The organism is Empedobacter sp. EJD.6dd (genome assembly GCF_057369435.1).
Genome location: NZ_CM170667.1, coordinates 3,212,860 through 3,227,739, shown reverse-complemented (window position 1 = coordinate 3,227,739; position 14,880 = coordinate 3,212,860). Strand labels below are relative to the sequence as shown.

Genomic DNA, 14,880 nt, shown 5'->3' with positions numbered 1-14,880 from the left:
TTATTATTTATAAATTTTAAAAAGATTTCGTTAAAAGTTTTAAATAATTAAAGATTTAAGAAATAAAACGTTATGAAAATTTTAGCAAATCAAAACCAACTAATTAAAAACTAAAAAGTAGAAATATGGGTTTTTTAGATGATTTGTTTAATTCGTCGACTCTACCTTCGGAACGTATTACACGCATGCTCGAAGAAGATTTATTTTGGCAAATTATAGAAAATTCTTTGCTTGAAGCCAATAATCTGCAAGATCAAGAATTAGCTTTAATACAAGAACTTGAAAATCTAACTGCCGAAGATATGATTGGTTTTCAGCTTCGTTTAGAATTTTATTCATACTCCCTTCATACTCCAGAAATTTGGTGTGCAGCTTGCATTATGAATGATGATACAGATCCTCTACATTTTTTTTATTTTAAAAATTGGATCATTTCTCAAGGACAAGAATTATTTGAAAAAGCAATTTTAGCTCCTGATAATTTAGCAGATTATTTTAATGATGGATTTAACGAAGATGATTTATACGAATTTGAAGATTTTCATTTAATTGCTAATAACGTTTTCTATGCAAAATTTGAGCATAATATTATTGAGTTTGTAGACAAAGAATGTCTTAAGTTTTTTACTGAAAAATCTCCAAAACCTGACTTTGATTGGGATGATGAAAACTTGACTAATTTACAAGTTATATGCCCAAGATTATTCAAAGTTTTTATTGAAGATTATTCTCCTGATGATGACGAGACAGAGGATGATTTTGATGATGACGATGAATTTTTGTAAGTATATGAAATATACAATTGAATTTTTAAAACAGGCTCATCAAGAATCTATATTTAATAAATCAAAAATATTGAATAGTAATAATTGTGCATGTTTTTGTTGTAAAAAAATTTTCTCTACTTCAGAAATTAAAGACTATTTTGAAGAAATTGAAGGAAAAGATGCAACTGCAGTTTGTCCAAAATGTGGAATTGATGCTATTATTGATAATAATTTTCCAATTAATGATCCAATTTTCTTAGAGGAAATGAGTAAATATTGGTTTAAATAAAAAAAGGAACTCTATTTGAGTTCCTTTATTATTTTGATTAGAATTTTCTTATCCTAAAACTTCAGCAACTTTAGCTCCGATATCAGCAGGAGAAGACACTACGTGAATTCCACATTCTGTCATAATCGCCATTTTAGCTTGTGCTGTATCATCAGCTCCACCAACGATAGCTCCAGCATGTCCCATTGTACGACCTTTTGGTGCAGTTTGTCCTGCAATAAATCCAACAACTGGTTTAGTTCCATTCGCTTTAATCCAACGAGCAGCTTCAGCTTCTAATTGTCCACCAATTTCACCAATCATTACGATACACTCCGTTTCTGGATCGTTCATAAATAATTCTACCGCTTCTTTAGTTGTTGTTCCAATAATTGGATCTCCACCAATTCCAATAGCTGTAGAAATTCCGTAACCAGCTTTTACAACTTGATCAGCAGCTTCGTAAGTTAATGTTCCTGATTTAGAAACGATACCAACTTTACCTTTTTTGAAGATAAATCCTGGCATAATACCAACTTTTGCTTCACCTGAAGTAATAACACCTGGACAGTTAGGCCCAATTAATGTTACATCTCTTTGGTCAACATACGCTTGTACTTTTACCATATCTTCTACTGGAATACCTTCTGTAATACAAATAATTACTTTAATTCCTGCTTCAGCAGCTTCCATTACAGCGTCTCCTGCAAATGCTGGTGGAACGAAGATGATAGAAACATCAGCTCCTGCTTGATCTACTGCATCTTTAACTGTGTTGAAAATTGGTAATCCTAAGTGAGTTTGCCCACCTTTTCCTGGAGTAACACCACCTACTACTTGAGTTCCATATTCAATCATTTGTTCAGCATGAAAAGTTCCTTCTTTCCCTGTGAATCCTTGAACGATTATTTTTGAATCTTTGTTTACTAATACAGACATTGTGATTTTTAATTTACACAAATATAAAAGGACTTTTGCATTTTAAAAAATATTCAATGTAAAAAATACACTAAGTCTTTATTTTAATAGGACAAAAAAGCATAAGATATTTATCATAAAAAAAGCCGAGCAATGCTCAGCTTTTCTTATGATATATTCTTTTAGATTATTTTTTTCTGTAATCGCGTACCATTATCTCTGTGGCTGCGATCTTTTTATATAGCCCACGTGCTTCTTCTGCAGGTGTACCAAAATACGTTTTACCTCCTTCTAATGTTTTACTTACTCCAGCTTGTGCTAACAATACTGCTTTTTTTCCTATTGTTACACCACTTGTAATCCCAACTTGTCCCCAAATAGAAACTTCGTCTTCTACAATCACACAACCTGCAACACCAACTTGAGAAGCTATCAAGCATTTTTTTCCAATAATTGTATCATGACCAATCTGAATTAAATTATCCATAATTGTCCCTTCTCCAATAATCGTAGAAGCAGAAACTCCTCTATCAATCGTACAATTTGCACCAATTTCTACATTATTCTCTATGATTACATTTCCGACAGATTTTAATCGATCAAAACCAGTTTCACGATTTTTGTAATAAAACGCATCTGCTCCTAAAACAGTTCCCGAACGAATAATTACATTATCTCCGATAATTGCATGATCGTTAATTGAAACATTAGAATGTATCACACAATTTTTTCCTATTTTCACATGATTTCCAATAAAAGCACCTGGTTGAATAATTGTTCCCTCCCCTATTTCTGCAGAATCAGAAATTTGCTTGTTTGATGATTGAAATGGTAAAAAATGTTGACCAATTTTTACAAAATCACGAAAAGGATCATCAGAAATCAACAATGCTTTTCCTTCTGGACAATCAACTTCTTTATTTATCAAAACAATTGTCGCATTAGATTGTAATGCTTTGTCATAATATTTTGGATGATCAACAAAAACAATATCTCCCGCTTCTACACGGTGAATTTCATTGATTCCTTCTACTGGAAAATTTTCGTCTCCAATAAATTTTGCATCAATTATTGATGCAATTTCTTTTAATTTATGTGTATTTGGAAATTTCATCTTTTTCTTCTATTAAAAAGTCTACAAATATAAAAATAAAAAAGCTGTCAAAAAATGACAGCTTTTATGATTTTTTGAATAGAATCAAATTATTTTTTCTTGAAAACCATTGTTTTAACATCATTCGCAAACAAAACTAATTTTCCATCTTGAACTTCGTATCTGTTTACATTATTAAAACGCTCTCCAAACGCATCTGAATCGACTCCTTGACAAGCCATACGTGTAGTTGCAATATTTTTAACAGTTAAAGAATTACCAATTGCAACATATGCTCCTGTTAAGTTATTACACCCATCATTACCAGAAACTTTATTATTTTGGAATGTTAAAGTTGGTTTTTGATTTGGGAAACGATCATCTAAAGATTTTGCACTTCTATCTTTTCCAATAAATTCTTCTAATTCCCAAGAACCTGCTAAAGTTCCAGGACGAACAAATGTCATAATAACAATATCGCCTTGAATTAATAATAATTTATTATCAGAGATTGAATATTTTAACTTTCCGTTTAATTTTGAACTAAAATTTGCATCTTCTACATTTTGACATGCTTTCATTGTAGACATCATGTTTCCAAACGTAATTTCATTACCCGAAATCGTAACTCCTCCATTTAAAGTATTACAACCATCAGAAGCATTTAACATACTATTCGAAACAAAATTTAGGTAAGGTACTCCCATTGGATAAGCTTCAGCAATAGAACCAGCTTTCATAAAATTAATTTGGCTTAACTCCCATTTTCCTAAAACAGAAGTGCTATTTGTACTAGATTCTGTATTACCCATTACATTATTTACAGTAGAACAAGATGATAAAAAACCAGTTGCTAATATTGCAGCAAAAGATATTTTCAAAATTGTTGATTTCATAAAATTTAATTTCAAGTTTCTACTTAATACACGAATATCATACCAATTTTCATAAATGTTAAAAATCTTTTCTACAAAGCATTTGAAAAGATGAATTGATGTAAAGAATTTGTTTTAATTTTGATAAATAATTAGTTTATTCAATTCTCAAAAAATATTTCAATTTGATTTCTCAAAGAACTATAGATATTATCTTCGAAACAGCTCGTGTAGAAGAAGTTGTTGGTGATTTTGTTACATTAAAACGTGCCGGTTCTAGTTTAAAAGGACTTTCACCTTTTGGTAACGAAAAGACTCCTTCTTTTGTCGTTTCACCTGCCAAACAAATTTGGAAAGATTTTTCGTCGGGGCGTGGAGGAAATGTCGTAACTTTTTTGATGGAAGTTGAGCAATTTACTTATCCAGAAGCATTACGTTGGTTGGCGAAACGCTATAATATCGAGATTGAAGAAGATGGGGAATATAATTTTGAACAACAACAAGAAGAAAAAGACCGAGAAAGTTTATACATTTTAACGGATTTTGCTAAAAAATTCTTTACAAATCAGCTTCACAACTCAGAAGAAGGAAATTTAATTGGTTTAAGCTATTTTCGCGAACGTGGTTTTACCAAAGAAACTATTGATAAGTTTGAGCTTGGTTATTCTCCAAAACAATGGGATGCTTTAGCTGAACATGCCTTAAAAAATGGCTATTCGAAAGAATTAATCGAAGAAGCAGGTTTAGCAACTTTTAAGGAAGATAATAAAAAATACGACAAGTTTCGCGAACGTGTAATGTTTCCCATTTATAGTTTTTCGGGTAGAACATTAGGTTTTGGTGGACGTATTTTACGAAATGATGCTAAAGCTGCTAAATATTTAAATTCTCCAGAAAATAAAATCTACCACAAAAGTAAAACACTTTATGGTTTATTTCAGGCAAAACAACATATTACTAAAGCTGATCAATGTTTTTTAGTTGAAGGATATACAGATGTTTTGTCTTTACATCAAGCTGGAATACAAAATGTCGTAGCGAGTTCTGGTACAGCACTTACAAATGAGCAAATTCGTTTAGTAAAGCGTCTGACAGAAAATATCATTGTCATGTACGATGGCGACAATGCTGGTATTAAAGCATCTTTCCGAGGAATAGATATGATTTTGGAACAAGAAATGAACGTAAAAATTCTTTTGTTACCAGAAGGCGAAGATCCAGATTCATTTGCTAAAAAACATTCAACAACAGAAATTGAAGCCTATATAAAAGAGAATGCAACCGATTTTATTCGTTTCAAAGCAAATGTTTTATTAGAAGATGCGAAGAATGATCCAATCAAAAAAGCTGAATTAATTAGAGAAATTGTCAAATCAATTTCTCTAATTCCGAATATCATCAAACAAGAGGTTTACATTGCTGAAACTTCTAAAATTATGGAGATTCGAGAAGAAGTTTTGTTCAAAGAATTGGCGCAACTACAAAATTCTAATGACAAATCAACTTCTTCATCTTCTCATATTACAGATAGCGCACGCACTAAAAAACCTTCTATTTCGGTTATTCCGTCGACAAAAGAAGTAATCAATGTTCAACAAACTGTAGAAAATGAAATCATCAAGCTGATTATGCAATTTGGTGATTTAGAGGTTGATTTAAAGAACGAAAACAACGAACTATATAAAACTACCGTTAATCAGGAAATTATTTCTCAATTCGAAGAAAATGAACTGCAATTGAGTAATCCGCTTTATCAATCAATTATAGAAGATGTAAAAAATGGTTTAGAAAACGATGAATTGCGAACTGGGACTTTTTTCTCGCGTTTAACCAATCCTGAAATTGTAAACTTAGCTTCTGAAATGATGATAGATAAACATAGTTTAAGCGAAAACTGGACGATTAAGCAAGGAATTAATATCAAAAAGAAAGAAGAGTTTGTACACAAAGATTTGTTTGATGTTTTACTACGCTTCAAAATTATCTATATTGATAATATGATTAAAGAATTGATGCAACAAACCAGAAATCCTGAATTACCTATTGAGGAAACCAATCAAATTCTTCAACAAATCATGCATTTTACGGGTTTAAAAAATATCTTAAATCAACATCTCAATCGTGTCATATAATTCAATAAATTGTTAAAACATATGTAACAAATTAACAATCTATCAGTTATACATTATTTAAAAAATATTCTTAAAAAATTTAATAAGTAATCATATTTTTAACTTATCGTTAACAATCATTCATAACAGTACTGAATATAAAGGTTTAGACGCCAAATATTTTCTTAAAACCATTTGAAAAAGGAACTTATGTCTAAACAAAATCTATAATGCTTATTTTAGATAAAGATTCAGAAAAAACTAAAGAATGACAAAGAATTTTTTAACATTATTAGTAATGCTGATGATTATTCCGATGGCTCAGGCTAAGGGAAAATCAAATTTTTCGACAGTTAGTCCTTTACCTTTACCAGTATCAGTTTATACAAAAAATATCAAATCAACCATCTTAAATAAAGTTGCAGATTTGAACAAAGTAGAAAATACTACTGTTGCAGAAATTGTAGAAAAAGCAGGAAGCAAAATAAGTGGAATTGTCTCGTGGTATGCAGACAAATTTCATGGCAAAAAAACTTCGAGCGGCGAATTATATAATAAAAACAACCTCACAGCCGCACATAAAACCTTACCATTTGGTACAAAAGTTAAAGTTACAAACACAAATAATGGCAAATCAGTCGTTGTAAAAATTAACGACAGAGGTCCACACACAAAATCAAGATTATTAGATTTAAGTAAAGCGGCGTTTTCGTCTATAGGTTCTACAAGTTCTGGAACATTGAACGTAGAAATGGAAGTTGTAGATTAAAACAATTTTTAGATATTAAACAAAAAAGGATTGAACAATGTTCAATCCTTTTTTATGTTAATCATTGTGATGTTTGTGATGATTTTTCTTTTTATAATACTTGTTATTGTATTTCTTTTGCTGACCTGGAGCATAACGCTTCGCGGATTTATCACCATGAATTTTCTTATGTTGTCCTGGAGGTAAACTTCTATGATCATCATATCTTACTTCATATTTAGGATATTTTTTGTACTTACCTTTCTTACGATTTGTATGCTCAATACCATAAATTGTAGTAGAACCATCACAAGATGTTAAAAATAAAGCTGCAAGTGCAAAAATTGCAACCAAATTGATTTTCTTTAATACTGTTAGTTTCATAATCACATTCATATAATATAATATAATCTAACTTAACATAAGACAAGAACCTTACCAAAAAAGTTTATTTCTTGATATATCAAGAGCTTTAATGGAATAGTATTTGAGAATCAATTCTTAAACTATTAAAATTATGAAAGAAAAAATTCAATACCGTTATAAAACAACTAACGAAGCTTTAACAGAATTAAATACTAATGGATTTACAATTGATTATAATATTGAAAAAGATCAATTAAAACAACATTCAGAGAATTTTGATATTGTATGTATTTATCGATACGAAGGTATGTCTGATCCTGATGATGAATCATCAGTTTATGGAATAATCAATAATCTAAATGGAGAGAAAGGTGTATATGTAGTTGGAAATTTATCGACTGATGACGATGTAGATCATTTTTTGGTTGATTTGGAAATCAAACGCAGAACAATACAATAATATTTATTTGATTAAAATAAAAAAAGCTCGATGCTAATGCATCGAGCTTTTTAAGTTTTATAACATCTTTCTAATTAGAAAGGATATTCATAAATTTTAGATTCGTGGAAGTAAGGGTGACCTTTTGCTTCTAAGTTTAATTTAGAAACTGCATTCATTACTACGAATGTAAATAATCCTCCGATTCCAACTAATGCTCCAATTTCCATTAATCCGAAGTTGTGGAACGGACCAACAGCTGCTGGCATAATTTGGTTGTAGAAATCCCAGTAGTGTCCAAAGATGATAACGAATCCCATCGCGAAAACGATTTGGTAACGACGTTTCATGCTTGATGAAATTAAAATCAAGAATGGAGCTACTAAGTTAATGATCAACATCCAGAAGTATAATGGATATTGCGCCATACGTTGTTGGAAGTATTGTGCTTCCTCAGGAATGTTTGCATACCATTGTAACATGAATTGACAGAACCATAAATATGACCATAATAATGAGAAACCAAACATGTATTTTGTTAAATCATGTAAGTGATTATCATTGAATAATGGTAAAGCGTTCTTTCTTTTTAAGTAGATAGAAATAATTGCCATAATAGAAACCGCAGAAACTAAGTATGAAACCATTCCGTACCACATAAATAATGAAGAGAACCAGTGTGGATCTAAAGACATCACAAAATCCCATGCAAAAGCTGCAGAACAGATTGCAAAAATCACTAAGTAAATAACTGATTTTTTATACAATTGTGCGTAAACTTTTAAGTCTCCGTTTGTCTCATCTAATTTACGTGTTGCATTTTTAATTACTGGTAACATTAAAGATAATACTACTAAGTAAATAACACAACGTACTAACCAGAAGTTTGGACTTAACCAAAGTTGAGCTTTGTTTGCCATGTAAATATCATACTTCTCACTATCTGGATTGATTAAATCAGCATCCATCCAGTGGAATAAATGATTCATGTGAAAATAAGATCCTAAAACGATAATACCAACAAGAACAGAACCAACTGGTAAAAATGATGCGATAGCCTCCATAACACGAGATACTACCATAGACCAACCTGCATTTGCTACAAACTGAATACATAAGAAAAACAATGCAGATGCTGCAATACCAAACGATAAATAAGCTGGTACATAGAAAGCAGCCCAAGGTCTGTTTTTCAATAAATTTGTTAAATGCTCCATATGACCTGCATGATCAGTGTTCATAGCAGCATATGAATCTGAAATGTACTCACCAAAAAATTGTGTTGGGTGAGCTTCAATCAAACCGTTAATATATTCAGTTGAATTAGCAACATCTTGTTGATGTAAGAAAAATCCTATCCCGTAAAGTACAACACCTATCACAGCTAGGATAAGTGATGCATTTTTTAATCTTGGGGAAAATGTATATTGCATAATAATTAACTTATTTTATTATTTATTAGTTGCTGTTTCTTCAGTTGCAGGTTTAACTTCAGCAGTTGCTTCTCCAGCTGGAGCAGCAGTAGCAGAACCACCTTTCAAACTCATTACATATTCAGCAACTCTCCAACGGTCTGCAGGAGTCAATTGAGATGCGTAAGAACCCATCGCATTTTTTCCATACATAATTACATGATAAACTGATCCTACAGTAACATCTCTTTCGCTATAATTAGGAACTCCTGAATAAGCTTTAGATTTTACAATTGATCCTTGTCCATCACCAGCGTCACCGTGACAAACTGCACAGTTTTGACCAAACAATAATTTACCTCTTTCTAAATCTGCTACTTTGTTTGCTGCATTTAATGGAGAAACAGTTACTGCTTTTGCTTGTGCATAACCAGCATTATTGTTTTTGTAAGTCCATGGTAAGATATCACCGTCTGTTCTTGCTACAGCACCTTCTACAGATTCTAAAGCAGACATATTGTGATTTTTACTCATTACTGGAACTTCAGAGTTTTCTTCGTCATGAGGATAACCAAAAGTTGCCTTTTCGTAAGGATCATATGCTGTTGGATAATACATATCTGGCATATAAACGATACTTGCGTGACGTTTTTTATCAGAACAAGAAGTGATAATAATACTTCCTAATCCTATAAGTAATGCTATCTTTTTCATTATGCTTCTTGTACTAAATTGTTAACACTTGGTTCTACGACTACATCACCTTTTACAGTTACCTCTTCAGCACCAGTTTCTACAAATACATTTTTGATTTTCTCTACATCAGCAGTTCTGATTTCGATTAAAAATTTATCATCTGTAGTACGTGGATCTGGGTTTTTTGCTTTTGCACCTGGATACATTTTATTACGTACTAAATACGTTAATGACATAAAGTGTGCCGCACAGAATACTGTCAACTCGAACATAATAGGAACGAAAGCTGGCATATTTTGTCCCCAAGAGAAAGATGGTTTACCACCGATATCTTGAGCCCAGTCATGGTTCATGATAAACCATGTCATCAAAGATGCTAACGTTGTTCCAAATGCACCATAGAAGAAAGCAAGATCAGAAATACGAGTTTTCTTTAATCCTAACGCTTTATCTAAACCGTGTACAGGGAAAGGTGTATATACTTCATCTATCGTAATACCTTGTTTACGAATAGATTTTACTGCTTTTAATAAATCATCATCGTCTCCGTAAAGACCATAAACGATTTTAGTGTTCGTGATGCTCATCTTCAGTATGATGTTTTTTATAGCTTTCGCCTGATGATTTCAAAATAGTTTTTAATTCAGATTGTGAAATAACTGGGAATGTACGTGCGTACAATAAGTATAACACAGAAAAGAATCCCATAGTACCTAAGAAGATACCTACGTCTACCCATGAAGGCATAAACATTGTCCAGCTCGATGGTAAGTAGTCACGCGCTAAGTTGATAACGATAATATCAAAACGCTCGAACCACATCCCAATGTTAACTACGATAGAGATAACGAATGTCCAGAAGAATGAACGTCTAATCGGACGAATCCATAATAATCCTGGTACTAAAACGTTACAAATAATTAATGCCCAGAATGCCCACCAATAAGGTCCTGTTGCAGCTCCTGGAGAGAAGTATGTAAAATCTTCGTAACGAGATCCTGAATACCAAGCGATCCATAACTCTGTTAAATAAGCTACAGCAACCATACCACCTGTTACAACGATTACAATGTTCATGTACTCGATGTGCTTACGTGTGATATAATCTTCGTAGTGTAAAACTTTACGCATTACACTTAATAATGTTTGTACCATTGCGAAACCAGAGAAAATAGCTCCGGCTACGAAATATGGAGGGTATACTGTTGAGTGCCATCCTTTGATCACCGATGTAGCGAAGTCAAAAGATACAATCGTGTGTACCGAGAATACTAACGGTGTACATAAACCAGCTAATACCAAAGATAACTCTTCGAAACGTTGCCAATGTTTTGCTCCACCACCCCATCCGAATGATAAGATTCCGTAGATTTTCTTAGCGAATGGTTTTGTTGCACGGTCACGCACCATAGCGAAATCAGGAATTAATCCCATCAACCAGAAAACTGTTGATACAGAGAAATACGTAGAAATCGCAAAAACGTCCCATAATAATGGTGAGTTAAAGTTAGGCCATAAAGATCCAAATTGGTTAGGAATAGGGAATACCCAGTACATTAACCATGGACGACCCATGTGGATTACAGGAAATAACGCTGCCTGTACAACGGCGAAGATAGTCATGGCTTCCGCAGAACGGTTTACCGACATTCTCCATTTTTGACGGAATAATAATAAAACGGCTGAGATTAACGTACCAGCGTGACCGATACCTACCCACCATACGAAGTTGGTGATATCCCATCCCCAGTTAATCGTTCTATTCAATCCCCAAACACCAATACCAGTTCCAACTGTATATGCAATTGCACCAACACCAAAAATGAAAGCAACCATTGCAATACTGAAACATATCCACCACAGCTTACTTGCAGGCGTCTCAATCGGACGTGCAATGTCTACTGTGATATCGTGGTAGGTTTTATGTCCTAAAATAAGGGGTTCTCTTACCTGTGATTCGTAATGTGACATATTTGTTTACCTTATTAATTCTTTACTAATTTAATTAAGCTTGTTCTTTTCTGTTTCTAACTTTTACTTGATAGATAACATTTGGTTTTGTACCAATTTCTTCTAATAAAACATAAGAACGTTTATCTTTCGATGCTTGTCTTACTTCTGATTTATCATCATTGATATCACCAAATTTCATCGCACCTGTTCCACAAGCAGCAGCACAAGCAGCAGCAGCCATAAACTCTTCGTCTTTAACTACTCTGTTCTCTTTCTTAGCTTTTAAGATTGCAGCTTGAGTTTGTTGGATACAGAATGAACATTTCTCAATTACTCCTCGTGTACGTACAACAACATCTGGATTAAGTACCATACGACCTAAATCATTATTCATGTGGAAGTCGTATTTGTCATTATTCGCCCAGTTAAACCAGTTGAAACGACGTACTTTATAAGGACAGTTATTTGCACAATAACGAGTACCAACACAACGGTTATACGCCATCATGTTTTGACCTTGACGACCATGAGATGTTGCACCTACTGGACACACGGTCTCACAAGGAGCGTGGTTACAGTGTTGACACATTAATGGTTGGAAAATCACATCTGGATTCTCAGCCTCTGGCTTAATTAAACGTGTATATTGTTGTGGTTCGTTATCTGGATCAGATTCTAAAGCAACTTTTTGAGTTAATTTTCCTTCAGGATCATTGTAAGTAACATCAGAGTAGTAACGGTCAATTCTTAACCAGTACATATCTCTCGACATACGCATTTGCTCTTTACCTACAGTTGGCACATTGTTTTCTGCTTGACAAGCAATAACACACGCTCCACATCCTGTACAAGAGTTCATGTCAATTGTTAAATTGAAGTGAGGTCCTGTTGAACGATCAAAACTAGCCCATAAATCAACTTCACCTACAGGAGAATCTCCTCTCCATGTTGGCATTTTAGCAACTGGATTCCATTCTTGACGATCTGTGTTAATAAAATCTGCTAAAGAAACTTCTCTTGCAATTTCATAACGTCCCATCAATGTTGGTTGTTGTTGCATGTTAGCAAACTCGTGTTTATCTGTACGAGAAGATTTTTCAATCTTAACGTTAGATACACCTACAGTTCCGTTATATAATGTGTAAGCGTTAACCCCTACATTATTTGCAACTTTACCAGCTTTTGTACGACCATAACCGAAAGCTAAACCTACAGTTCCGATTGCTTGACCTGGTTGAATGAATACTGGAACGTTTTCTAAAACTACTCCATTAACAGTTAAGTTTACATACTCACCGTCAAATTGCATTCTTCCGTTCGTAACGTTGTAGTTATCTTGAATTTTGATTCCTAATTTCTCCGCATCATTTGGATTAACTGTTAAATAGTTATCCCAAGAGTTACGAGTAATAGGATCTGGTAATTCTTGTAACCAAGGATTGTTTGCTTGTGTACCATCTCCTAAACCAGCTTTAGAATAGAATTGAATTTCCCATTCTGTTGCTTTACCTACAGCTAATTTTGTAGCAGCAGCAGAAGCAGCACCTGTGTTAGCAGTAAATGCAGAAGTTTCAGCAGCTTCATTATAACCATTGTATAACGCTTTATTGAAATCTACACCTAATTTAGGTAAAATAGCTGATTCCCAGTTTTGTTTTACATATAAGTAGAATGGAGAAACTTTTTGTCTTGTAGCAGAAACCGCCATCACCATAATTGGGTCATTTGGATCTTCTACTTCAGTTACTTTAGTTACTCCTGTCATCCAAGCAATTAATGAATCTTGGAATTGACGAGAATCAAAAATACGTGGAATTGTTGGTTGTTGTAATGAATATACTCCTGTTAATGGATTGAAATCATTCCAAGACTCTAAACCATGAGTAACCGGAGCAATAACGTCCATTACTGATGCAGTTTCGTCTAATTTTTCAACTAAACCAACTTTAAGTCCAATGTTTTTGAATGCTGCTTCAATTTCTTTCGCATTTTTAGCATTGTAAATTGGATTTGTTTGGAAGTTTAATAAAACTCCTACTTGTCCAGCTTTTGCTTCTGCTACGAATTGATAGAATGCAGTATCGTTAGACTCTTTTAATAAAACAGCTTTATCTGAAACTGCTGCCGATCCTAAAACTTGGTTAATTGCAAATGCAATTGCGTAAGCTTCTTTAGAACCATCAGCCATTACAACTGCTTTAGATCCTTTCGCTTTTAATTCAGTAACAATTGCTTTCGCTTCTTTAGAAGCAGCAGAACCACCTGTTAATCCTTGATAAACTTCAGCCAATACTTTTTCAGTATCAGTTGGTTTTAAAGGATAACGTGTATCTGCATTTGCACCTGTTAAAGATAAGATAGATTCTACTTGGATATGACGCATCATGTTCGCTCCTGGTTTACGAGCAACACCATAATCACCTTCCATTCCACCACCATTATAATCTCCTAAAAAGTCTGCGTTGAAAGAAACAACCAATTCAGCATTCTTAAGATCGTAGAATGGTAATTCTCTTTTTCCGTATACTTCTTGTGCAGCGTCTAATGCATTCGAATAAGAAATTGCATCATATACTACATGTTGAGTAGTTGGATATTTTGTTGCGAATTCTGCAATCAACTTTTTAGTTGTTGGAGAAGGTAAAGATGGAGTTAAAATAACTACTTTCTTTCCTCCTACAGATGCTAATGCTTTAGAAACACGTGCATCTAAATCTTTCCAAGATGTTGCTTTGAAATTCTCACCACCATTTGTTAAAGGTGATTTTATTTTATCAGAATCGTATAATGATAATACAGATGCCTGAACACGTGCATTTGTAGAACCATAATATTTTGCTCCTTTATTTGCATCAATTCTAATTGGACGACCTTCTCTTGTACGTACTAATACGTTCGCATAATCGTATCCATCAAAAACTGTAGATGCATAATATGTAGGTACACCAGGCATAATGTTTTCTGGTTTTACTACATAAGGAACAGATTTTACGATTGGAGCTTCACACGCTGCTAATGTAACAGCAGCTGTACTGAACCCTAAAATCTTCAAAAAGTCACGTCGTGAAGTTTGACTATTCTCCATGGCGTTGTCATTCCCTAAGAAATTGTCTACGGGAATTTCTTCTGCAAATTCGTTGGTAGTTAACTTTTCATTTAATGTATTGTCAGTTAACTCCTCAAAACTTTTCCAGTAATTTTTCTTCGAAGCCATTTATACTCCTCTCTTTTTTA

The 14,880-nt window shown here is 33.3% G+C and carries 14 protein-coding genes; 5 read left to right on the top strand and 9 right to left on the bottom strand.

Annotated features, from left to right (window positions below):
* Positions 1-125: 125 nt before the first annotated feature.
* Positions 126-785, top strand: a complete 660-nt coding sequence (locus AC2I98_RS15085) for a DUF4240 domain-containing protein (protein ID WP_486412460.1) — start codon at positions 126-128, stop codon at positions 783-785.
* A 4-nt stretch (positions 786-789) separates the two neighbouring features.
* On the top strand, positions 790-1,056 hold the full coding sequence (locus AC2I98_RS15080; protein WP_486412459.1) for a hypothetical protein: 267 nt from the start codon (positions 790-792) through the stop codon (positions 1,054-1,056).
* 48 nt (positions 1,057-1,104) lie between these two features.
* On the opposite strand, the gene sucD is transcribed toward AC2I98_RS15080, so the two are convergent.
* The 3 genes from sucD to AC2I98_RS15065 form a co-directional block, all read right to left on the bottom strand.
* The gene (gene sucD, locus AC2I98_RS15075) at positions 1,105-1,974 is read right to left on the bottom strand and encodes a succinate--CoA ligase subunit alpha (protein ID WP_486412458.1); all 870 of its coding nucleotides are present in this window, start codon (positions 1,972-1,974) and stop codon (positions 1,105-1,107) included.
* Between the two features lie 166 nt (positions 1,975-2,140).
* Positions 2,141-3,067: a UDP-3-O-(3-hydroxymyristoyl)glucosamine N-acyltransferase gene (locus AC2I98_RS15070; protein WP_486412457.1), complete on the bottom strand. Its 927-nt coding sequence runs from the start codon at positions 3,065-3,067 to the stop codon at positions 2,141-2,143.
* Positions 3,068-3,156: 89 nt separating this feature from the next.
* The gene (locus AC2I98_RS15065; protein WP_486412456.1) at positions 3,157-3,942 is read right to left on the bottom strand and encodes an META domain-containing protein; all 786 of its coding nucleotides are present in this window, start codon (positions 3,940-3,942) and stop codon (positions 3,157-3,159) included.
* Between the two features lie 164 nt (positions 3,943-4,106).
* Between AC2I98_RS15065 and dnaG the strand changes: the two genes are divergently transcribed.
* A complete protein-coding gene (dnaG, locus tag AC2I98_RS15060) occupies positions 4,107-6,053 on the top strand; it encodes a DNA primase (RefSeq protein WP_486412455.1) in 1,947 nt (648 codons plus the stop codon).
* A gap of 247 nt (positions 6,054-6,300) precedes the next feature.
* Complete coding sequence (locus tag AC2I98_RS15055; RefSeq protein WP_486412454.1) at positions 6,301-6,801, top strand: septal ring lytic transglycosylase RlpA family protein; 501 nt, start codon at positions 6,301-6,303, stop codon at positions 6,799-6,801.
* 57 nt (positions 6,802-6,858) lie between these two features.
* Here the strand turns inward: AC2I98_RS15055 and AC2I98_RS15050 are convergent, their stop codons facing one another.
* Positions 6,859-7,164, bottom strand: a complete 306-nt coding sequence (locus tag AC2I98_RS15050) for a hypothetical protein (RefSeq protein WP_486412453.1) — start codon at positions 7,162-7,164, stop codon at positions 6,859-6,861.
* A 133-nt stretch (positions 7,165-7,297) separates the two neighbouring features.
* On the opposite strand from AC2I98_RS15050, the gene AC2I98_RS15045 reads away from it, so the two are divergent.
* Positions 7,298-7,606: a hypothetical protein gene (locus AC2I98_RS15045; protein WP_486412452.1), complete on the top strand. Its 309-nt coding sequence runs from the start codon at positions 7,298-7,300 to the stop codon at positions 7,604-7,606.
* Positions 7,607-7,680: 74 nt separating this feature from the next.
* Here the strand turns inward: AC2I98_RS15045 and AC2I98_RS15040 are convergent, their stop codons facing one another.
* Genes AC2I98_RS15040 through AC2I98_RS15020 form a run of 5 tightly spaced genes read right to left on the bottom strand, consistent with a single transcriptional unit; the run spans position 7,681 to position 14,860 of the window.
* A complete protein-coding gene (locus AC2I98_RS15040) occupies positions 7,681-9,018 on the bottom strand; it encodes a hypothetical protein (RefSeq protein ID WP_486412451.1) in 1,338 nt (445 codons plus the stop codon).
* Between the two features lie 18 nt (positions 9,019-9,036).
* Positions 9,037-9,711, bottom strand: a complete 675-nt coding sequence (locus tag AC2I98_RS15035; protein WP_486412450.1) for a c-type cytochrome — start codon at positions 9,709-9,711, stop codon at positions 9,037-9,039.
* The gene (locus AC2I98_RS15030) at positions 9,711-10,280 is read right to left on the bottom strand and encodes a DUF3341 domain-containing protein (RefSeq protein WP_486412449.1); all 570 of its coding nucleotides are present in this window, start codon (positions 10,278-10,280) and stop codon (positions 9,711-9,713) included. Before AC2I98_RS15030 ends, AC2I98_RS15035 begins: the two co-directional genes overlap by 1 nt.
* On the bottom strand, positions 10,261-11,664 hold the full coding sequence (gene nrfD, locus AC2I98_RS15025) for an NrfD/PsrC family molybdoenzyme membrane anchor subunit (RefSeq protein WP_486412448.1): 1,404 nt from the start codon (positions 11,662-11,664) through the stop codon (positions 10,261-10,263). The genes AC2I98_RS15030 and nrfD overlap by 20 nt, the downstream gene beginning before the upstream one ends.
* Before the next feature lie 34 nt (positions 11,665-11,698).
* Positions 11,699-14,860, bottom strand: coding sequence for a TAT-variant-translocated molybdopterin oxidoreductase (locus tag AC2I98_RS15020; RefSeq protein WP_486412447.1), 3,162 nt, complete (start codon positions 14,858-14,860; stop codon positions 11,699-11,701).
* Between the last annotated feature and the right edge of the window lie 20 nt (positions 14,861-14,880).

What these genes read in the sequence shown, in the direction of transcription:
- AC2I98_RS15085 (WP_486412460.1), top strand. Translation starts at nt 126, where the DNA reads ATGGGTTTTTTAGATGATTTGTTTAATTCGTCGACTCTACCTTCGGAA.
- AC2I98_RS15080 (WP_486412459.1), top strand. Translation starts at nt 790, where the DNA reads ATGAAATATACAATTGAATTTTTAAAACAGGCTCATCAAGAATCTATA.
- sucD (WP_486412458.1), bottom strand. Translation starts at nt 1,974, where the DNA reads ATGTCTGTATTAGTAAACAAAGATTCAAAAATAATCGTTCAAGGATTC.
- AC2I98_RS15070 (WP_486412457.1), bottom strand. Translation starts at nt 3,067, where the DNA reads ATGAAATTTCCAAATACACATAAATTAAAAGAAATTGCATCAATAATT.
- AC2I98_RS15065 (WP_486412456.1), bottom strand. Translation starts at nt 3,942, where the DNA reads ATGAAATCAACAATTTTGAAAATATCTTTTGCTGCAATATTAGCAACT.
- AC2I98_RS15055 (WP_486412454.1), top strand. Translation starts at nt 6,301, where the DNA reads ATGACAAAGAATTTTTTAACATTATTAGTAATGCTGATGATTATTCCG.
- AC2I98_RS15050 (WP_486412453.1), bottom strand. Translation starts at nt 7,164, where the DNA reads ATGAAACTAACAGTATTAAAGAAAATCAATTTGGTTGCAATTTTTGCA.
- AC2I98_RS15045 (WP_486412452.1), top strand. Translation starts at nt 7,298, where the DNA reads ATGAAAGAAAAAATTCAATACCGTTATAAAACAACTAACGAAGCTTTA.
- AC2I98_RS15040 (WP_486412451.1), bottom strand. Translation starts at nt 9,018, where the DNA reads ATGCAATATACATTTTCCCCAAGATTAAAAAATGCATCACTTATCCTA.
- AC2I98_RS15035 (WP_486412450.1), bottom strand. Translation starts at nt 9,711, where the DNA reads ATGAAAAAGATAGCATTACTTATAGGATTAGGAAGTATTATTATCACT.
- AC2I98_RS15030 (WP_486412449.1), bottom strand. Translation starts at nt 10,280, where the DNA reads ATGAGCATCACGAACACTAAAATCGTTTATGGTCTTTACGGAGACGAT.
- nrfD (WP_486412448.1), bottom strand. Translation starts at nt 11,664, where the DNA reads ATGTCACATTACGAATCACAGGTAAGAGAACCCCTTATTTTAGGACAT.
- AC2I98_RS15020 (WP_486412447.1), bottom strand. Translation starts at nt 14,860, where the DNA reads ATGGCTTCGAAGAAAAATTACTGGAAAAGTTTTGAGGAGTTAACTGAC.